At 76.3% G+C, this 21,962-nt stretch carries 5 protein-coding genes and 2 pseudogenes; 6 read left to right on the top strand and 1 reads right to left on the bottom strand.

Annotated elements, in window-relative coordinates; all coding sequences use genetic code 11:
• Positions 1–28 precede the first annotated feature (28 nt).
• The 6 genes and pseudogenes from ACGFXC_RS34490 (at position 29) to ACGFXC_RS34515 (ending at position 21,147) form a co-directional block, all read left to right on the top strand.
• Positions 29–5,653, top strand: coding sequence for an SDR family NAD(P)-dependent oxidoreductase (locus tag ACGFXC_RS34490; RefSeq protein WP_393718851.1), 5,625 nt, complete (start codon positions 29–31; stop codon positions 5,651–5,653).
• A 114-nt stretch (positions 5,654–5,767) separates the two neighbouring features.
• Positions 5,768–12,349, top strand: a pseudogene (locus tag ACGFXC_RS34495) (type I polyketide synthase); the annotation flags it as partial.
• A gap of 40 nt (positions 12,350–12,389) precedes the next feature.
• A pseudogene (locus ACGFXC_RS34500) lies at positions 12,390–15,455 on the top strand (type I polyketide synthase); the annotation flags it as partial.
• Positions 15,456–15,619: 164 nt separating this feature from the next.
• The gene (locus ACGFXC_RS34505) at positions 15,620–18,856 is read left to right on the top strand and encodes an AMP-binding protein (RefSeq protein ID WP_393718852.1); all 3,237 of its coding nucleotides are present in this window, start codon (positions 15,620–15,622) and stop codon (positions 18,854–18,856) included.
• A 54-nt stretch (positions 18,857–18,910) separates the two neighbouring features.
• On the top strand, positions 18,911–20,290 hold the full coding sequence (gene ccrA / locus ACGFXC_RS34510) for a crotonyl-CoA carboxylase/reductase (protein WP_393718853.1): 1,380 nt from the start codon (positions 18,911–18,913) through the stop codon (positions 20,288–20,290).
• Positions 20,287–21,147, top strand: coding sequence for a 3-hydroxybutyryl-CoA dehydrogenase (locus ACGFXC_RS34515; protein WP_393718854.1), 861 nt, complete (start codon positions 20,287–20,289; stop codon positions 21,145–21,147). The genes ccrA and ACGFXC_RS34515 overlap by 4 nt, the downstream gene beginning before the upstream one ends.
• Before the next feature lie 45 nt (positions 21,148–21,192).
• Here ACGFXC_RS34515 and ACGFXC_RS34520 read toward each other — a convergent pair whose 3' ends face one another.
• Positions 21,193–21,954, bottom strand: coding sequence for a thioesterase II family protein (locus ACGFXC_RS34520; protein ID WP_393718855.1), 762 nt, complete (start codon positions 21,952–21,954; stop codon positions 21,193–21,195).
• Between the last annotated feature and the right edge of the window lie 8 nt (positions 21,955–21,962).

Raw genomic sequence — 21,962 nt, forward strand, 5'->3', positions numbered from 1 at the left:
TTCCGAGTATCCGTAGGGGGAGGTCCCGGTGGAGGAAGTCGACAAGCTCCGTTCCTACTTGCGACGCGCCGTCGGCGACGCGCAGGAGTTGCGCGAGCGTGTGCGCGAGCTGGAGGAGTCCGCCCGCGAGCCGATCGCGGTCGTGGGTGTGGGGTGCCGTTTCCCCGGCGGGGTGACGTCCCCCGAAGGGCTGTGGGGAGTCGTGTCCGGCGGCGTGGACGCCGTCGGCGACTTCCCCCGCGACCGGGGCTGGGACCTGGAGGCGCTGTACGCGCCGGACGCGCCGGACGCCAGGACGCCCGGGACGACGTACACCCGCTCGGGCGGGTTCCTGCACGACCTCGCGGAGTTCGACGCGCCGTTCTTCGGCATCAGCCCGCGCGAGGCCCTCGCCATGGACCCGCAGCAGCGGCTGATGCTGGAGACCTCCTGGGAGGCGCTGGAACGGGCGGGCATCGACCCGGCCGCGCTGCGCGGTTCGCCGACCGGCGTGTTCACCGGCATCTACGCCGCCGACTACGGCCCGCGGATGGGCGGCGGGGCCGCCGCCGAGGTGGAGGGCTTCGCGCTCACCGGATCGCACACCAGCGTGGCCTCGGGCCGGGTGGCGTACGTCCTCGGGCTGGAGGGCCCGGCCGTCTCGACCGACACCGCGTGCTCCTCCTCGCTCGTCGCCGTCCACCAGGCCGTGCGGTCCCTGCGCTCCGGGGAGTGCACCCTGGCGCTGGCCGGAGGCGTGTCGGCCATGCCGACCCCGGGCCTGCTCGTCGAGCTCGCCCGCCAGCGCGGCCTGTCGCACGACGCGCGGTGCAAGGCGTTCTCGGACACGGCGGACGGCACCGGCTTCTCCGAGGGCGCGGGGGTGCTCGTCCTGGAACGGCTCTCGGACGCCCGCCGCCACGGACACCGCGTCTGGGCGGTCATCCGCGGCACCGCCACCAACCAGGACGGCGCCTCCAACGGCCTGACCGCACCGAACGAACTGGCCCAGCGCCGGGTCATCAGGGCCGCCCTGGCCGATGCCGGCCTCGGCACGGCCGACGTGGACGCGGTGGAGGCGCACGGCACCGGCACCCGGCTCGGCGACCCCATGGAGGCCGAGGCGCTGCTGGCGACCTACGGCCAGGACCGCGGAGCGGCCGGACCGCTCTGGCTGGGCTCGCTCAAGTCGAACATCGGCCACGCGCAGGCGGCCGCCGGAGTCGGCGCCACCATCAAGATGATCATGGCGATGCGGCACGGGGTGCTGCCGCGCACCCTGCACGTGGACCGCCCCACGACGCACGTGGACTGGTCCGCCGGGTCCGTGGAGCTGCTCACCGAGGCCCGGGAATGGACCACCGCGCCCGGCCGCCCCCGGCGGGCCGGGGTCTCCGCCTTCGGGATCAGCGGCACCAACGCGCACCTGATCCTCGAACAGGCCCCCGAGCCGGCGGACGCCCCCGCCCCCGCGACCGCCGCCCCCGCCGCCCCCGCGACCGCCGCGCCGTGGGTGCTCTCCGCCCGTTCGCCCGAGGCCCTGCGCGAACAGGCCCTGCGCCTGCGCGACGCCGTCGCCGCCGATCCGGACCTGCCGCCCGACGCCGTGGCCCACGCCCTGGTGACGACGCGCTCGCTCTTCGAGCACCGCCAGGTGGTCATCGGCGCCGGCCGGGAGGAACTCCTCGCCGCCCTGACCGCCGCCGCCGATGACGCGAACGCCCCCGGCGTGGTCCGCGGCACCGCGAAGGCCGTCGGCAAGACGGTGTTCGTCTTCCCCGGCCAGGGTTCGCAGTGGGTCGGGATGGGCCGCGAACTGCTGGACGCCTCACCGGTGTTCGCCCGCCGGATGGGCGAGTGCGCCGACGCGCTGTCCCCGTACGTGGACTGGTCCCTGTACGAGGTGCTCGGGGACGCCGACGCGCTGGAACGGGTGGACGTCGTCCAGCCCGTGCTGTGGGCCGTGATGGTCTCGCTGGCCGAGGTGTGGCGCTCCCACGGGGTGCTGCCCGCGGCCGTCGTGGGCCACTCGCAGGGCGAGATCGCCGCCGCGTGCGTCGCGGGCGCCCTGTCCGTCGAGGACGCCGCGAAGGTGGTCGCCCTGCGCGCCAAGGCCATCCTGGCGCTGTCGGGGCTCGGCGCCATGGCCTCGGTCGCCCTGCCCGAGCGGGAGGCGCGCGCCCGGCTGACGGACGGGCTGTCGGTCGCCGTGGTCAACGGCCCCTCCTCCGTCGTGGTCTCGGGCGACGCCGGCGAACTGGACGCGCTCCTGGCCGCCCTGGAGGCCGAGGAGGTACGGGTGCGCCGCGTTCCCGTGGACTACGCCTCGCACTGCGCCCACGTGGAGCCGGTCCGCGAGGAACTGGGCCGCCTGCTGACCGGGTTGCGGCCGCGCCCGGCCGAGGTGCCGTTCTTCTCGACCGTGACGGCCGACTGGCTGGACACCACCACGATGGACGGCGCGTACTGGTACACCAACCTGCGCTCGCCGGTCCGCTTCGAGGAGGCGACCCGGGCCCTGGCCGCACAGGGCTTCCGCTGCTTCGTCGAGGCCTCCCCCCACCCGGGCCTGACGACCGCGGTGGAACAGACCCTGGACGGCGCGGACGCCGAGACCACCGTCGTGGGCACCCTGCGCCGCGGCGAGGGCGGCCTCGACCGCTTCCACCGGTCCGCCGCCCAGGCCTTCGTCGCGGGCGCCGAGGTGGACTGGCGGGCGGCCCTCGCCGGCGCCGGCGACACCGGCGGCTCCTGGGCCGGACTGCCCACGTACGCCTTCCAGCGCCGGCGCTACTGGCTCGACACCCCGGCGGAGGGCGCCGCCGCCACCGCGGCCGCCTCGGACCACCCGCTGCTCGACGCCGTGATCGAACTGCCCGGCGACGGCAAGCCCGGCGGCGTGGCCGGCAGCGGACGCCTGTCACCGCAGCGCCGGCCGTGGCTCGCCGAGCACGTCGTCCACGGCGCCGTCCTGGTCCCGGCCGCCGTCCTGATGGAACTGGCGGCCTGGGCGGCCGGCCGGGCCGGCCACGCGGCCGTCGGGGAACTCACCCTGGAGGCACCGCTGGTGCTGGCGCGGACGGCCGAGCGCGAGATCCGCGTCCTGGTCGACGGCGAGCACACCATCACCGTCCACTCCCGGGCCGCGGGCGCGTCCGACTGGACCCGCCACGCCGTCGGCGTCGCGGGCTCCGCCACCGCCGCCACCGCCGCCGAAGGCCCCGGGGAAGGCCTCACCGACTGGCCCCCGGCGGGCGCGGTCGAGGTGCCCTTCGAGGACGAGTACGCCCGGCTGGCCGCCCTCGGCATCGGCCACGGCCCCCTCCTGCGCGGCCTGCGCGGGGTGTGGCGCCGCGACGACACCCTCTTCGCGGAGCTGGAGCCGCCCGCCGCCGACGGCGCGGGCGGCGGGTACCGCGTCCACCCGGCGCTGCTGCACGCCGCGCTGCTCCCCGTCGGACTCGGGCGCTTCGTCGACGGCTCCGGGCCCGGGGGCTGGCTGCCGTACCGCTGCACGGACCTGCGCGTGGAGCGCGCCGTACCGGGCGCGCTGCGCGTGCGCCTGGCCCCGGCGGGCGAGAACGCGCTGTCCCTGACCCTCGCCGACCACACCGGCGCCCCCGTCGGCGGCGTCGCCGCGCTGGAACTGCGGCCCGCCGACGTCCGGGAGCTGAGCGCGCTGGGCTTCGACCGGAGCGACGCGCTGCACCGGGTCGGCTGGGCCCCCCTCGCCGTCCCCGCCGCCCCCGGCGCGCCCCGGTACGCGGTGCTGGGAACCCCGGGCACGCTCCCCGCAGCCCTGGCGGACGGCGCGGAGGTCTTCGCGGACCTCGGCGAACTCGCCGCCGCCGACGGCCCGGTACCGCCCCTCGTCATCGCCGTCGCGGCCCGGCCCGCGACCGGCGGCGCCGATGTGCCGGCCGCCGTCGAGGAGGGCCTGCACCGGATCCTGCGGTGGGCGCGGGACTGGCTCGCCGACGACCGCTTGGCCGCCTCCCGCCTGGTCGTCGTGACGCGGGACGCGGTCGCCGACGACCGGGTCGTCCACCCCGACCCCGCGGCCGCCGCCGTCTGGGGGTTCCTGCGCACCGCGCAGACCGAGAACCCCGGCCGGTTCACGCTCGTGGACACCGACGGGCAGCCCGCCTCGTGGGCCCGCCTGGCGGCGGCGGCCGCCGGCGGGCAGGACCAGCTCAAGATCCGGGCCGGCGAGGTGAGCACCCCCGAACTGGTCCGCGCCGGACCGGCCCCGGACCCGGGGCCCGCCCTTCCCGCCCTCGGCTCCGGGACGGTGCTCATCACGGGCGGCACCAGCGGCCTGGGCGCCATGCTGGCCCGCCACCTCGTGGAGCGGCACGGCGTACGGAGCCTGCTGCTGGCCGGCCGACGGGGCCCGGCGGCCCCGCAGGCGGCCCGGCTGCGGGAGGAACTGACCGCGGCGGGGGCCCGGGTCGAGATCGTGGCCTGCGACGTCACCCGCCGCGAGTCCGTCGCCGCGCTCCTGGCCGCCGCGCCCGCCGGGCACCCGCTGAGCGCGGTGGTCCACTGCGCGGGCGCGCTCGCCGACGGAGTCGTCGAGGCGCTCACCGAGGACCGGCTGCGCCCCGTCCTCGCACCGAAGGTGAACGGTGCCTGGTACCTGCACGAGCTCACCCGGCACCTGGACCTGTCCGCGTTCGTGCTGTTCTCCTCGATCGCGAGCGTGCTCGGGACCGCGGGGCAGGCCAACTACGCGGCGGCCAACGGCTTCCTCAACGGCCTGGCCGAGGCCCGCCGGGCCTCGGGGCTGCCGGCCACCTCCCTGTGCTGGGGCTTCTGGGCCGAACGCAGCGAGATGGTCGCCGGGATCGACGACGCCGACGTCGCCCGGCTGCGGCGCCAGGGCGTGCTGCCGCTGGCCTCGCGGGAGGGGCTCGGCCTCTTCGACCTGGCGCTCTCGCTGGACGCGCCGGTCCTGGTGCCCGCCCGGCTGGACCCCACCGCGCCGGGCGCCGCCTCACCGCTCCTGCGCTCCCTGGCCGCAGGGCCCGCCGCGCCCGCCGGCTCCGCCGGGTCCGGCGTCCCGGCGCCGGGGGAGCGGGCCGGCGACGGCCTCGCGCGGCGGCTGGCCACGCTGGCGCCCGCCGAGGCCGGGGCGGCGCTGCTGGACGCCGTACGCACCCAGACCGCGCTCGTCCTGGGCCACCCGGACAGCCGGCGGATCGGCCCCGCGACGACCTTCAGGAAGCTGGGCATCGACTCGCTCACGGCGCTGGAGGTGCGCAACAGGCTGGCCGCGGTGACCGGCCTGAAGCTGCCCGCCACCCTCGTCTACGACCACCCCAACCCGAGCGCGCTGGCCCGCTTCCTGCACGAGCGCCTCGCCCCCGCCGCCCCCGGGTCCCCGCCGTCCCCGGCCGGCCACCTGGCCCTGGAGATCGAAGGACTGGGCGCCCGGCTGGAGGAGGCCTTCCTGCGGCTCGCACAGGAGGAACGGACCACCCTCTCCACGCTGCTCGGCGAACTGCAGGGCCGGGTCCGCTCACTGGCGGGCACGGGCACGAGCGCGGGAGCGGGCACGGGAGCGGGCGCGGGCGCGGGCACGGAAGCGGGAACACCGGCGGGCATCGCCGACCGGATCAGTTCGGCCTCGGCGGGAGACCTTCTCGCGCTACTGGACAGAGAACTCGGCTAGGGGAGAACGATGACCAACGACAACGACGCCGATGTTCTCGAGTACCTCAAGCGGACGTCGATCGAGCTGCTGGAGACGCGGGGACGGCTCAAGGAGCTGACGGAGGCCGCCGCCGAGCCCATCGCGGTGGTGGGCGTCGCCTGCCGGTTCCCGGGCGGGGCCACCTCCCCGGAGGCGCTGTGGGAGCTCGTCGCCGCGGGCGCCGACGCCGTCTCGGACTTCCCCGAGGACCGCAACTGGGACCTGGCGGGCCTCTACGACCCGGATCCGGACCGGCCCGGTACCTGCTACACGCGCTCCGGCGGCTTCCTGGACGGCGCGGGCGACTTCGACGCCGAGTTCTTCGAGATCAACCCGCGCGAGGCGCTCGCCGCCGACCCCCAGCAGCGCCTCCTCCTGGAGACCGCGTGGGAGTCCCTGGAACGGGCCGGCATCGACCCGCACGGCCTGCGCGGCAGCCGGACCGGCGTGTTCGCCGGGCTCGCCTACTTCGGGTACGGCAACCACTACCGCACCCCCGAGGCCATCTCGGGCTACGCGCAGACCGGTTCGCTGCTCAGCGTCGCCTCCGGGCGCGTCTCGTACGCGCTGGGCCTGGAGGGCCCGGCGGTGTCCGTCGACACCGCCTGCTCCTCGTCGCTGGTGACCGTGCACCAGGCGGTGCAGTCGCTGCGCCAGGACGAGTGCGGGCTGGCGCTGGCCGGCGGGGTCACCGTCATGGCGATGCCCCAGGTGTTCCGGGAGTTCGCCCGCCAGCGCGGCCTGGCGACGGACGGCCGGTGCAAGGCGTTCGCCGACGCGGCGGACGGCACCGGGTTCTCCGAGGGCGTCGGCATGCTGGTTCTGGAACGGCTCTCCGACGCCCGGCGGGCCGGGCGCCGGATCTGGGCGGTGATCCGCGGCTCCGCGATCAACCAGGACGGCGCCTCCAACGGCCTGACCGCACCCAGCGGCCCGGCCCAGCAGCGCGTGATCCGGGCCGCGCTGGCCAACGCCCGCGTCCGGGCGGCCGACGTCGACGTGGTGGAGGCGCACGGGACCGGCACCACGCTCGGCGACCCCATCGAGGCGCAGGCCCTGCTGGCCACCTACGGCCAGGAGCGGGACCCGGCCAGCCCCCTGTGGCTGGGCTCCCTCAAGTCGAACATCGGCCACACCCAGGCGGCCGGCGGCGTCGGCGGGATCATCAAGATGATCATGGCGATGCGGCACGGCGTCCTGCCCAGGACCCTGCACGTGGACCGCCCCACCACCCACGTGGACTGGACGGCCGGCGCGGTCGAACTGCTCACCGAGGCCCGCGAGTGGCCCGGCGCGCCGGGCCGCCCCCGGCGGGCCGGCGTCTCCAGCTTCGGCGCCAGCGGCACCAACGCGCACCTCATCCTCGAAGAGGCACCCCGGGACGAGCCCGCGCCCGGGGACGCGGCGGCACCCGGCGGCGACCACGCCGCCCCCGCCCCCGCCGCGGGTTTCCCCGGCCCCGTGCCGTGGGCGCTGTCCGCCCGCTCGGAGCCCGCCCTGCGGGCGCAGGCGGACAAGCTGCGCACGTACCTCGCCGCCGCACCGCAGGCGGACCCCGCCGCCGTCGGCGCGTCGCTGGTCCGCACCCGGGCGCACTTCGAGCACCGCGCGGTGGTCCTCGGGCACACCCGCGACGAACTGCTCACCGCCCTCGCCGCGCTCGCCGACGGCGCCGGATCCCCGGCCGTGGTGCGCGACGCCACCGCCGCGCACGGCGCCACCGTCTTCATGTTCCCCGGCCAGGGCGCCGCGTGGACCGGCGTCGCACGGGAGCTGTACGCGGCCCACCCGCTCTTCGCCCGCACCCTCGACGACGTCTGCGCCCGCTTCGACGCACACCTCCCCTTCGCCCTGCGGCCCCTGCTCCTCGCCGACGAGCCCGAAGGGCGCGACCGCACCGACGTCATGCAGCCCGCGCTGTTCGCCCTCCAGATCGCCCTGTACCGGGTCCTGGAGCGCCACCTGCCGCCGCCCACCCACCTGATCGGCCACTCCGTCGGCGAGATCGCCGCCGCCCACGTGTCCGGAGCCCTGGACCTGGACACCGCGATCCGCATCGTGGCCGCCCGCGGCCGGGCCATGCAGACCGTCACCGAGCCCGGCGCCATGCTCGCCGTACGGGCCCCGCAGGAGGAGGTCGCCGCGCTGCTCGGCGGCTACGCCCGGGTCGGGATCGCCGCCGTCAACGGCCCCGCGTCGGTGGTGGTCTCGGGCCTGCGCGAGGAGGTGCACGCCCTGCGGGACCGCCTCGTGGCCGACGGCCGGTCGGCGAAGCTGCTCCCCGTCGACCACGCCTTCCACTCCCCGCTCATGGACCCCGTCCTGGACGCCTTCGCACGCTCCCTCCCGCCGCTCGCCGCGCCCGGCGAGCCGTCCGTGCCCGTCGTCTCCACCCTGCTGGGCCGCGAGGCCACCCCCGGCGAGCTGACCTCCGCCGCGCACTGGGTGGAGCACGTCCGCGCACCCGTCCGCTTCCACGAGGCGCTCGAACGCGCCCGCGCGGCCGGAGCGGGCGTCTTCGTCGAGGTCGGACCCGGCTCGACGCTCGCGGGCCTGACCAAGGACGCCTTCGCCGAAGCGGGCGTGGACGACGCCCTCGTCGTATCGGCCGCGCGGCGCGGCCGCGGACCGGCCGAGGCCCTCACCGCCGCCCTGGCCGAACTGCACGTACGGGGCGCCACCGTGGACTGGGACGCCCTGTTCGGCCCGCGCGAGCCGGTCGACCTGCCCACGTACGCCTTCCGGCACCGGCGCTACTGGATGGACTTCCTGACCGGGGCACAGGGCGCGGACGTCGCCGCCGCCGGCCTGAGCGCCCCGGAGCACCCGCTCCTGGGCGCCGTCGTGGACCACCCCGGCACCGGCGAGGCGGTCTTCAGCGACCGGTGGTCCCTGCGGACCCACCCCTGGCTCGCCGACCACGCCGTGTTCGGCTCCGCCGTCGTCCCGGCGACGGCCTACATGGACCTGGCGCTGTCGGTGGGCGCGCTGCTCGGGTGCGCCGCCGTCGAAGAACTCTCCCTGGAAGTCCCCCTGGTCCTGCCCGACTCCGGCGACGTACGGGTACGGATCGTGGCCGGCGCCCCGGACGGGACGGGACGCCGCTCCCTCGACGTGTACGCCCGCCCCGCCGAGGACGACGGGGCGGGCGGCGGCTGGACCCGCCACGCCATGGGCGCCCTCGCCCCGGACACCCCCGGCACCGGCGCGGACCGGGCACCCGCCGCCGATACCGGGGCCGACGCCGACCCTGCCGCCGATGCCGTCGCCGACGACGCGCGCGCCCTCGCCGCCTGGCCGCCGCCCGGCGCCGAGCCGATCGGCTTCGACGGCCTCCACGACTCCCTCGCGGACCGGGGCTTCGACTACGGCCCGGCCTTCCGCGGACTGCGCGAGGTCTGGCGGCGCGGCGCGGACCTCTTCGCCCTCGCCACCCTGCCCGAGGAGGCCCGGGACCCCGCCGGAGCCGCATTCGCCCTGCACCCGGCGCTGATCGACACGGCGCTGCACGCGGTCGTGGCCGGCGGCGCCCTGACCGTGACGCGGGAGCAGGGCTGGATGCCCTTCTCCTGGTCCGGCGTACGCCTCACCGGCGCCTGCGGGCCCACCGTCCGGGTCCGCCTCACCCCCGTCGGCGACGGCGTCGTCCGCCTGGCCATCGCCGACGCACACGGCCTGGCGTGCGCCCGCGTCGAGGCGCTGACCTTCCGGCCGGCCACCGCCGCCCAGCTGCGCGCGGCGCGCGGCGACGGCGAACTCCCGCTCTACGCGGTGCGGTGGCTGCCGGTCACCGAGCCCGCCCGGCCGTCCGCCCCGCAGCCGTGGGCGGTGCTCGGCGCGCCCGGCGGCCCGGCCTCCCGGCTCGCCGGGGCGGGCGCGGCCGGCCCCGCCTTCCACCCGTCCCTGGACGCGGTCCCCGCCGCGCGGCCGCCCCGCCACCTCCTGCTGTGCCCCGACGACCTCCTCACCGCCGCCGACGGCGCCGACCCGCTCACCGCGGCCACCGCCGCCACCCAGCGGGTACTGGAGCGGATCCAGGACTTCCTCGGCCGGGAGGACCTCGCCGGATCCACCCTCGTCGTACTCACCCGCCTGGCGCAGACCACCGGCGCGGGCGAGGACGTCGAAAGCCTGCCCGGCGCCTCCGCATGGGGCCTGGTCCGGTCCGCGCAGACCGAACACCCCGGCCGGTTCCGCCTGATCGACATCGACGACGAGGACGCCTCCTGGGCGGCGGTCCCCGACGCCCTCGCCCTCGACGAGGAGCAGCTCGCGCTGCGCGCCGGCGCCCTCCTGCTGCCGCGCATGGCGGCGGCCGCGCCCGACGGCCACCGGCTCGAACCCCCGGCGAGGGGCCCCCACCGGCTGGGCATCCCGACGAAGGGCACCCTGGAGAACCTGACCTGGGTGCCGTGCCCCGAGGTGGAGGAGCCGCTGGCCCCCGGACAGGTCCGCATCGCCGTCCAGGCCGCCGGCCTCAACTTCCGCGACGTCACGATCGCCCTCGGCCTCATCGACCGCACGGCGTTCGACGCCGGGCTCGGCAGCGAGGGCTCGGGCGTCGTCCTGGAGACGGCGGACGACGTCACCGGCCTGTCCCCGGGCGACCGCGTCACCGGCATCTTCAACGGGGCCTTCGCCCGCGTCGCCGTGGCGGACCACCGCCTGCTGACCCCCGTCCCCGACGGCTGGAGCCACGCCGAGGCGGCGTCCGTCCCGAGCACCTTCCTCACCGCCTACTACGCGCTCTTCCACGTGATGCGGCTGACGAAGGGACAGCGCGTCCTCATCCACGCCGCCGCGGGCGGCGTCGGCACCGCCGCCGTCCAGCTCGCCCGGCACGCCGGAGCCGAGGTCTACGCGACCGCGAGCCCGGCCAAGTGGCCCGCCCTGCGCGCCATGGGCCTGGACGACGCGCACCTGGCGTCCTCGCGCGACCTGGACTTCGCGGACCGGTTCCTCGACGCCACCGGCGGCCGGGGCATGGACGTCGTCCTCAACTCCCTCGCGCACAGCTTCGTCGACGCCTCGCTGCGCCTGCTGCCCCGGGGCGGCGACTTCATCGAGATGGGCAAGACGGACATCCGCGAGGCGCGGCAGGTGGCCGCCGACCACCCCGGCGTCACCTACCGGGCCTTCGACCTGTACGGATCGGCGGGCACGGACCTGATCCGGGAGATGTTCCGGGACGTCATGGCCCTGTTCGCCCGGGGAGCGCTGCGCCCGGGCCCGATCTCCGTCCGCGACATCCGCGACGCGCGCCGGACCTTCCGCGAGATGGGTCAGGGCCGCCACACCGGCAAGCTCGTCTTCGACCTGGGCGGCGGCTTCGGCGGCGGCACCGTACTGATCACCGGCGGCACCGGGGGAGTGGGCTCCCTCATCGCCCGCCACCTCGTCGCCGGACACGGCGTGCGCAGCCTGCTGCTGGTGAGCCGGCGCGGAGCCGCGGCCGCGGGGGCGCCCGCACTGGTCGCGGAGCTGGAGCGTGCGGGCGCCACCGTACGCGTCGCGGCCTGCGACGTCGCCGACCGGGCCGCACTGGCCGCCGTCCTCGCGGACCTGCCCGGCAGCCACCCGCTGACGGCGGTCGTGCACGCGGCGGGCGTCCTGGCGGACGGCACCGTCGCCTCGCTGACCGCCGACAGCGTCGAGCACGTCCTGCGCGCCAAGGCCGGCGGAGCGCTCAACCTCCACGAGCTGACCCGCGGGCACCACCTGTCGGCGTTCCTCCAGTTCTCCGCCCTCGCCGGCACCCTCGGCACCGCCGGACAGGCCAACTACGCCGCCGCCAACGGCTTCCTGGACGGCCTGGCCGCCCAGCGCGCGGCGGCCGGCCTGCCCGGCACCTCGCTGTGCTGGGGCTGGTGGGAGCAGAGCAGCGGCATGACCGCCGACCTGGACGGCGCCGACCTCGCCCGGCTGCGCCGCACGGGCATCGAGGCCATGCCGACCGCCGAGGCCCTCGCCCTGTTCGACGCGGCGCACACCCACGGCGAGCCGGTCCTCATCCCGGCCCGCATCGACCTCGCCGCGCTGCGCCGGCGCGGCGGCGACGAACTGCCGCCCCTGCTGCGCGGCCTCGCCGCCACCGGCCGCCCCCTCCCGGGCCCGGCCGAGGGCGCGGACACCGGCTCGCCCGGCCTGGCCGCCCGGCTGCCCGCCCTGTCCGCGCCGGAGGCCGCGGCCGCCGTCCTGGACTGGGTCCGCGACCAGGCCGCCGTCGTGCTGGGCCACCCGTCCGGCGCGGCCGTCGACGCCGACCAGCCGTTCACCCAGCTCGGCTTCGACTCGCTGACCGCCGTGGAACTCTGCAACCGCCTGGCCGCCTCGACCGGACTGCGCCTGGCCTCCACCCTCGTCTTCAGCTACCCCACCCCGCGCGAGCTGGGCGGGCACCTGCTCGGCCTGCTGCGCCCCGCCCCGGACCCGGACGCGCGGGAGGAGGCGCGGATCCGCGAGGTGCTGCGCACCGTCCCGATCGAAGCCCTGCGGGGCGCGGGCGTCCTCGACCGGATCCTGGCCTGCGCCGGGGCGGACCGGCCCGGCGACCCGGGCGCGGACGGCGCCCCCTCGGACACCACCGCGGACACCCCCTCGGACACCGGCGCGGACGCCCTGTCGGCCATGGACCTGGACGCGCTGCTCGACCTGGCTCTGGATGAGAAGAGGTAGTGACATGACCGACTCCCCGGATCGGACGGCGGAGGGCGCGGACCGGGTCCAGCGGGCCCTGCGCGCCCTGCTGGAGGAACGCGACCGGCTGCGCCAGGAGAACGAGGACCTGAAGGCCGGCCGCGGCGAGCCCGTCGCCGTCGTGGCCATGGCCTGCCGCTACCCGGGCGGCGCGAACACGCCCGAGGAACTGTGGGACGTCGTCCGCGACGGCCGCGACGTGGTCGGCGAGTTCCCCACCGACCGCGGCTGGCGGGACGTGTACGACCCCGACCCCGACGCCGTCGGCACGGCGTACGTGCGCCACGGCGGCTTCCTCGCCGACCCGGCCGGCTTCGACGCGGACTTCTTCGGCATCAGCCCGCGCGAGGCCCTGGCCACCGACCCGCAGCAGCGCCTGCTGCTGGAGACCTCGTGGGAGGCCTTCGAACGGGCCGGCATCGTCCCCGCCGACGTGCGCGGCAGCGACGTCGGCGTCTTCTGCGGAGTCAGCTCGACCGAGTACGGATGGCGGTTCCTGGAAGCGGGCCAGAGCGAACTGGAGGGCCACCTGCTCTACGGCAGCTCCCTCAGCGTCGCCTCCGGCCGGGTCTCCTACGAACTCGGGCTCACCGGCCCGGCGGTGTCCCTCGACACCGCCTGCTCCTCGTCGCTGGTCGCCCTGCACCTGGCCGTGCAGTCGCTGCGCGCGGGGGAGTGCTCCCTCGCCCTGGCGGGGGGCGCCCTCGTCATGTCGACGCCCGCCTCGTTCGTCGAGTTCGCCCGGCAGGGCGCCCTGTCCGCCGACGGCCGCTGCAAGGCCTTCGCGGACGCGGCCGACGGCACCGGCTGGGCCGAGGGGGTCGGCGTCCTGCTGCTGGAGCGGCTGTCCGACGCCCGCCGCAACGGCCACCCCGTACTCGCCGTCGTCCGCGGCTCCGCCGTCAACCAGGACGGCGCCAGCAACGGGCTGACCGCCCCCAACGGCCGCGCCCAGGAAGAGGTGATCCGCCGGGCCCTGGCCAACGCCGGGGTCGCGGCCCGCGACGTGGACCTCGTCGAGGCCCACGGCACCGGAACCACCCTCGGCGACCCCATCGAAGCCGAAGCCCTGCTCGCCACCTACGGCCAGGACCGGCCCGAGGGCAGGCCGCTGTGGCTGGGCTCCCTCAAGTCGAACCTGGGCCACGCCCAGGCCGCCGCCGGCGTCGGCGGGGTCATCAAGGCCGTGATGGCCCTGCGCCACGGACACCTGCCCAAGACCCTGCACGTGGACGCGCCCTCACGCCACGTGGACTGGTCCCGCGGCGGCGTCGAACTGCTCGCGCGGGGCCGGGAATGGCCCCCCGCGGACGGTCCGCGCCGGGCCGGCGTCTCCTCCTTCGGCGTCAGCGGCACCAACGCCCACGTCATCCTCGAAGAGGCCCCCGCCCCGCAGCCGGCCCCCGAGGAGCCCCCCGCCCCGGGCGGCGCCGGCGCCCTGCTGCCGTGGGTGCTGTCGGGCAAGAGCGCGGCCGCCGTCGAGCAGCAGGCGGCCCGGCTGCACGCGTCCCTCGCCGCCGACCCCCTCGCCGACCTCCCCGCCGTCGCCGCCTCCCTGGCCTTCGGCCGCTCGCGCTTCGAGCACCGCGCGGTGGTGCTGGGACGCGGCCGCGAGGAACTGCTCGACGCCCTGAGCACCCTGGGCGCCGGCGCCGAATCCCCCGCGCTGGTGCGCGGCGCCGCGGCCCCCCGCGGCGGCGTCGCCTTCGTCTTCCCCGGGCAGGGCTCCCAGTGGGCCGGCATGGGACGGCAGCTGTACGACACCTTCCCCGTCTTCGCCCGGAGCCTGGAGGAGTGCGCGGCCGCCCTGGACGAATGGGCCGACTTCTCCCTCCTCGACGTGCTGCGCGGCGCGCCCGGCGCCGCCCGCCTGGACCGGGTGGACGTCGTCCAGCCCGCGCTGTTCGCCGTGATGGTGTCCCTGGCCGCCCTGTGGCGGTCCTGGGGTGTGGAACCGGCCGCCGTGGTGGGACACAGCCAGGGCGAGATCGCCGCCGCCCACGTGTGCGGCGCCCTGTCGCTGCGCGACGCCGCCAAGGTCGTCGCACTGCGCAGCAAGGCCCTGGTGGACCTGATCGGGCACGGCGCGATGGCCTCGGTCGCGGAATCCGCCGAGACCGTGGAACGGAGCCTGGCCCCGTGGGACGGCCGCGTGAGCATCGCCGTCGTCAACGGACCCCGCTCGGTGGTGGTGTCCGGCGAGCCCGACGCCCTCGACGAGTTCGTCGCGACGATGACCGCCGACGGCGTCCAGGCCCGGCGGATCCCGGTCGGCTACGCCTCCCACTCGCACCACGTGACACGGGTCCGCGAGCAGGTCCTCGGCGCGCTGCCCGGCCTGAGCCCGCGGACGTCGTCGCTGCCCTTCTACTCGACGCTGTACGGCGAGGCCGTCGACACCGCCCGGCTCGACGGCGGCTACTGGTACGACAACCTGCGCGAGCAGGTCCGCTTCGAGACGTCCGTGCGGCGCATGGCGGACGACGGGTTCCGGGTGTTCGTCGAGATGAGCCCGCACCCCGTCCTGACCGTGCCGGTCCAGGAGACGGTCGAGGACCTGCCCGACGCGCTGGTCCTGTCCTCCATCCGGCGCGAACGCGACGAGGTCGCGGACGTGGTCGCCTCACTGGCCCGGCTCCACGTCCACGGCGGCCCGGCCGACTGGGAGCCCCTGATCGGGACGCGCCGCCGGGCGGACCTTCCCACGTACGCCTTCCAGCGCGGCCGGTACTGGCTGTCCGGCGCCCGGACGCAGGCGGCGGAGGTCACCCCGACGGAGCCGCCCGGGCCCGCGGACCGCCCCGTGCCGCTGGCGGACCGGCTCGCCGCCCTGCCCGGAGACGAGGCGGACGCACTCGTCCTCGACCACGTCCTGGAACGGGTCGCCGTCGTGCTCGGACGCCCCTCCGGCGCGTCGATCCACCCCGACCAGGAGTTCCGCGAACTGGGCTTCGACTCGCTGCTGTCGGCCGAGCTGAGCAAGCGCCTGACCGCCTCGACCGGCCTCACCCTGCGGGCGAACGTGGTGCTCAAGCACCCCTCACCACGACGCATCGCCGGCCACATCGTGGCGTCCATGGGCTAGGCCGGCGGTACGCGAACCGTCCCGCCGGCGGGACAGCGCAAGGGCGGCCACCGCCCGTCCCGCCGGGCACCCAGGTGCATTGAACGCCCGTGCCCCTTCCCCGAAGGTGGGGGTGATCCGCGCACTCCCGCGACCCCGTCCCGCTTGCTGAGAGGTTGATCCGTATGCCTTCGTTCGGCGCGTCGTCTGCGCACAAGGGAATGTGGCGGGCGCAGGAGATGGCCTCCGACACGCCGAACCACGCGCTGACCATGTGGGACGTGGCCGGCGAGCTGGACGCGGCGGTCATGGAGAGCGCGTTCCTGCACGTCATGGACGAGGCGGAGGTGCTGCGCGTCACCTTCGTCGGCGACGGCGGCGCACTGCGCCTGGTCCCCCGGGAACTGGGCGACTGGCGGCCGTTCTCCCTCGACCTCAGCGGCGCGGACGACCCCGAGGAGGCCGCCCGCGAGGAGCTCGCCGAGCTGGTGCGCCGCCCGTTCGACCTGGCACGGGACCTGCTGTTCCGGCTCGGCGTGGTCCGGCTCTCGCCCACCCGCTCCCTCCTGGTGATCGCCTACCACCACCTCATCTCCGACGGGTTCGGCGCGGGCGGCCTGCTGTCCCGGCGGCTCGCCGAGGTCTACACGGCGCTCGTGCGGGGCGAGCCGGTCGCGCCGCTGGAGCATCCCTGGGACCTCGCCTCGTTCGCGGCCGAAGCGGTGGACTACCTCGCCTCCGCGCAGTTCACCGAGGACACCGGGTTCTGGCGCGAGCACCTGGCGGACGCCCCGGCGCCCGCGCAGGTGCCGCGCGTCGTCCTGTCCGACGCCCGGCGCGCCGCGCTCGCCGAGCCGCTGAGCGAGGCCGACCGCTGGTCGGCGGTGGCCGAGACCATCGGCATGGTCAGCCGGACCCTGACCGTCCCGCGCGCCGAAGCGGACGCCTGGACCGCGACCGCGGCCTCCATGGGCCTGTGGATGTCGCAGCTGCTGACCACCGCCGCCGCCGTCTACCTCCGCCACCGCTGCGACCGCCCCGAGTTCCTCCTGTCCCTGGCCGTCAGCAACCGCGTCGGCGTGGCGAGCAGGACGCCCGGCCTGGCCGTGAACGTGGTGCCCCTCAAGGTGGCCGTCCCGCTCGGCGCGACCTTCACCGAGGTCGCCGACGCGATCGTCGACGAGACGTACGAGGTCCTCGGCCACGCCGCCTGCCACTACTCGGACATCCAGCGGGCGAGCGGCACCGCCCTGAGCGGGCGCGGCAGCTTCGGCACCGTCGTCAACGTCGTCGAGTTCGCCGAGCAGCTCCACTTCGGCGACAGCCCGGCACGCTACTCCGGCGCGACGACCGGCACCTTCGAGGAACTCTCCATCGGCGTCTACACCGACGGCAGCCCCGACAGCGACCTGTACATCCGGCTCGACGCCCCCGCCAGCCTCTACCACCGCGCCGAACTCCGCTTCATCGGCGAGGAACTGATCGCCCACCTGCGCGCCGTGGTCGCGGACGGCGAACGGCCGGTCGGCGCGCTCGACGTGCTGAGCGGCGCCGAACGCGCCCGCGTCCTGCCCGCCCCCGCCGCTCCCGCCCCGGACCCGGACGCCCGGGCGCTCGCGCCGGCGCCCGAGACGGTCACGGACCTCTTCGCCCGGCAGGCCGCCCGCACCCCCGACGACGTCGCCGTGGCCGACGGCGACTCGGCCGTCTCCTACCGGGTCCTCGACGAACGCTCCCACCGCCTCGCCGGCCTCCTGCGCGGGCACGGCACCGGCCCCGAAACGGTCGTCGCGGTGGCGCTGCCCCGCTCGGCGGACCTGGTCCTCGCGCTGCTGGGCGTCGTGAAGGCCGGCGGCGCCTACCTCACGGTCGACCCCGCCCTGCCCGCCGGACGGATCCGCGCCCTCCTCGCCGCCTCCCCGGCCCGCACCCTGCTCACCGACGCCGCGACGGCCGCGGCCCTGCCCGCGGGCCCGGACCTCCGGGTGATCGTGCTCGACGACACCACCACCGCCGCCCCCGCGGACGGCCCGCGCGAGGCCCTGCCCCCCGCACACCCGGACGGCCTGCTGGCCGTGCTGTACGGCACCGGCACCGGCGACGCGGACGCCGCGCCCGCCGTGACCCACCGCAACCTGTGGCGGTTCGTCACGGACCGCCGGTGGAAGGACGCCGGCGACTCCACCGTGCTGTGGCACGCCCCGCCCACCTCGGGCGCCCTCGCCGTCGAAGTCTGGGCGCCCCTGCTGAACGGCGGCCGGATCGTCGTGGCCCCCGGCGCGGACCCGGACGCCGACGCGCTGGCCGGGCTGCGCGCGGCGCACGGCATCTCCACGCTGTGGCTGCCCGCCGGCGCCTTCGCGGAGATCGCCGCCGACCGGCCCGAACGCCTCGCCGGACTGCGCGAGGTGTGGACCGGCGGCGACCGGGTGCCCGCCGGCGCGCTGCGCCGGGTCCGCGAGGCCTGCCCCGCGCTGAGCGTCGTCCACGGTCACGGCCTGCCCGAGGCCACCGTGTTCGCCGCCTGCCACCGCCTGCCCGCCGGGGAACCCGTCCAGCACGCGGGCGATGTCGGCCACCCCGTGGACGCCGCCGCCCTCTACGTCCTGGGCCCCGGCCTGGCCCCGGTCCCCGCCGGCGTGACCGGCGAACTGTACGTGGCCGGACCCGCCCTGGTACGCGGCTGGGCCGGCCGGCCCGGCCCGACCGCCGCACGCTTCGTCCCCTGCCCCTTCGGCCCGGCCGGCACGCGCATGTACCGCACCGGCGAACGCGCGCGCTGGAGCGGCGACGGCCGGCTCGTCCACGTGGGTGGCCCCGACTCGCTGGCCGAGGTGCGCGGAGTCCGCGTCGAGCTGGCCGAGGTCGAGGAGACCCTCGGCGAGCACACCGCCCTCGCCCGCACCGTCGTGACCGTCGCCGCGGACGGCGCCGGACAGCAGCGCCTGGTCGCCTACGTGGTGCCGGCGGCCGGCCGGAGCGTCTCCACCGACGAACTGCGCCGCTTCGCCGCGGGCTGGCTGCCCGAGTCCCTGGTGCCGTCGGTGTTCACGGTGCTGGAGCGGCTGCCCGTCACGGCGGACGGCCGCCTGGACCGGACGGCGCTGCCCCGGCCCGCGTTCGACGACGGCGCGCACCGGGCCCCGCGCAACGACACCGAGCGGATCCTGACCGGCCTGTTCGCCGACGTCCTGGAGCTGGACCGGGTCGGCATCGACGAGGACTTCTTCGACCTCGGCGGCAACTCGCTGCGCGCCATCCGGCTGGTCGGCCTGATCCGGGCCGAGCTGGGGCAGGAGGTGTCGATCCGCAAACTGTTCGCGGCCCGCACCGTCATCGGCCTCTCCGACACGTGGAAGGACCTCGCCCGGTCCAGCAGGCCGAGCCTGAGCCGCCGGACCAAGGACGGCGCGGTCCTGTGACCACCGGCTTCCCCCGACCGTGCGATCCGGCCACTGCGAAGGAATGAGTCACCCATGGACGCGATGACCGAGGCCCTGCTGGGCGGGGCTTCCCCCGACGAGATCGAAAGACAGCCGCTGCCCTCCCACTACGAGGCCGCGCACCTCCTGGCCCGCGACGCCGGCATGTTCGACGGCGTCGAGGACAAGGACGTCCGCAAGTCCCTGCACGTCGGGCCCGTTCCCATGCCGGAGATCGCCCCGGACGAGGTGGTCGTCGCCGTCATGGCGAGCTCCATCAACTACAACACCGTCTGGTCGGCCACGTTCGAGCCGGTCCCCACCTTCGCCTTCCTGCGGCGCTACGCCCGCGAGGGCGCCCACGCCGCCCGGCACGACCTGCCGCACCAGGTGATCGGCTCCGACGCGGCCGGCGTCGTCGTGCGCGTCGGCGCCGGGGTGCGGCACTGGAAGACGGGCGACCACGTGGTCGTCAGCTGCGTCCAGGTCGACGAGCAGGAACCGGCGACCCACGCCGACGCCATGCTCGGAGCGGGCCAGCGCATCTGGGGCTACGAGACCAACTTCGGCGGCCTCGCCCACTACAGCGTGGTGCGCGCCAGCCAGCTGCTGCCCAAACCGGCCCACCTGACCTGGGAGGAGTCGGCGGGCGTCCTGCTGACCGCGGCGACCTCGTACCGGATGCTCGTCGGGGACAACGGCGCGCGGATCAAGCAGGGCGACATCGTGCTCGTCTGGGGCGCGACCGGCGGCCTGGGCGCGTTCGCGGTGCAGATGGTCAAGAACGCGGGCGGCATCCCCGTCGGCGTGGTCAGCTCCGCGCGCAAGGCCGAGGCACTGCGCCGGCTCGGCTGCGACGTGGTGATCGACCGCAACGAGATCGGCATGGGCGGGGACGACGCCCTCACCCCGGAGCGGACGATCGAACTCGGCAAGCGCCTCGGCCGGGAGATCCGCCGCCTGGTCGGCGAGGACCCGCACGTCGTGTTCGACTACGTGGGACGGGCGACGTTCGGGATCTCCGTCTTCGTCGTGCGCAAGGGCGGCACCGTCGTCACCTGCGGGTCGAGCACCGGCTACGACCACCACTTCGACAACCGCTACCTCTGGATGAACCTCAAGCGGATCATCGGCAGCCACGCCGCCAACCTCCAGGAACAGGCCGAGTGCAACCGGCTCTTCCGGCTGGGGCACCTCTCCCCGGTCCTCTCCGAGGTGTTCCCGCTCGCGGAGGCCGGCGAGGCCGCCCGGCTGGTCCAGCGCAACCGGCACACCGGGAAGGTCGGCGTCCTGTGCCTGGCCCCCGGCGAAGGACTCGGCGTCACCGACCCGGCCCTGCGGGAGAGGATCGGGGCCGCCCGCCTCAACCCGCTGCGCTCCGCCGCCGCCCCACCGGCCCCGGCAGCACCGGCGACCGGGGGAGCCCGCGCGTGAACACCATCGACCGGGTGGGTGTCGTCGGCAGCGGCATCATGGGCACCGGCATCGCCGAACTGTGCGCGAAGGCCGGACTGGACGTACGGGTCGCCGTGCACTCCGAGTCCTCGCTGACGACGGCCCCGCGACGGCTGGCCGCCTCCCTCGGCCGGGGCGTGACCAAGGGCAGACTGACCGCGGCCGAGCGCGACGCGGCGCTGGCCCGGGTGAGCTTCACCCGCGACCTCGGCGACCTGGCGGACCGCCGCCTGGTCATCGAGGCGGTACCGGAGGACGAGCGGGTCAAGACGGACCTCTTCGCCACCCTCGACAAGATCGTCGAGGACCCGGAGGCGATCCTCGCGACCAACACCTCCTCCCTCCCGGTCGTCCGGCTCGCCGCCGCGACCGCACGTCCCCACCGGGTGCTCGGGCTGCACTTCTTCAACCCGGTGCCCGCCCTGCCGCTCGTCGAGATCGTCCCCTCGGTCCTGACGGACGCCGCGGTGACCGCCCGCGCCCAGGTATTCGTCCGCGACGTCCTCGGCAAGGATCCCGTCACCGCCCCGGACCGGGCCGGCTTCATCGTCAACGCCCTGCTCTTCCCCTACCTGCTGTCCGCCGTGCGGATGGTCGAATCGGGCCTGGCCACCGCCGAGGCCGTCGACCGCGCCATGGCCCAGGGCTGCGCGCACCCCATGGGACCGCTGCGCCTCGCCGACCTGATCGGCCTGGACACCACCGTGTCCATCGCCCGCGCCCTGTACGAGGAGTTCAAGGAGCCCCTGTACGCGCCCCCGCCGCTGCTGCTGCGCATGGTCGAGGGCGGCCTGCTCGGCAAGAAGTCCGGCCGCGGGTTCTACCCGTACGCGTGAGCGCCCGGGAGCCGCACGCGGCTCCCGGGCGCCACACCCGCCACCTCAGCGCACGCCGGTGCCCGCGAGCAGCCCCCCGGTCACGGCCGCGGCCACCCCGTCCAGGTGGTCGTTCAGGTAGAAGTGCCCGCCCCGGAAGACCCGCAGGTCGAACGCGCCTCGGGTGTGCTCGCGCCACCGGCGCGCCTCCTCGACCGTCACCACCGGGTCGGCGTCCCCGACCAGCACGCTGACCGGCGTGGCCAGCGGCTCGGCGGGCCGCCACTCGTAGGTGGCCAGCGCCCGGTAGTCGGCCCGCAGCGCCGGCAGCACCATCTCCAGGATCTCGGGGTTCTCCAGCGTCGCCCGGTCGGTGCCGCCCAGCCCGCGCACCTCGGCCAGCACCTCGTCGTCGCCGTAGTCCCGGTAGTGGGCGCCGGACCGGGCGCCCGGCGCGTCCCGGCCGGAGAGGAACAGCCGCCGGGGGGCGGGCAGTCCGCGCTCCGCCAGCAGCCGGGCCGTCTCGAAGGCCACCAGCGCCCCCATGCTGTGACCGAACAGCGCGTACGGCCGGGCCGGATCCGCGGCCAGTTCACCGGCCAGCTCCCCGGCCACCGCCGCGACCAGCCGGTCCAGCGCCGTGAACGGCTCCTCCAGATACCGGTCCTGTCGTCCCGGGTACTGCACCGCCAGCACGTCGAACTCCGCGGGCAGCGCGCGCGCCAGCTGGGTGTACGCCGTGGCGGAGCCCCCCGCGTGCGGGAAGCACACGAGCCGCGGACCGTTCCCCGCGACCGTGCCCACGCGCCGCAACCATGTGCTGCTCACCGTTGGTG

The organism is Streptomyces sp. NPDC048507, from assembly GCF_043199995.1.
Classification (GTDB): Bacteria; Actinomycetota; Actinomycetes; order Streptomycetales; family Streptomycetaceae; genus Streptomyces.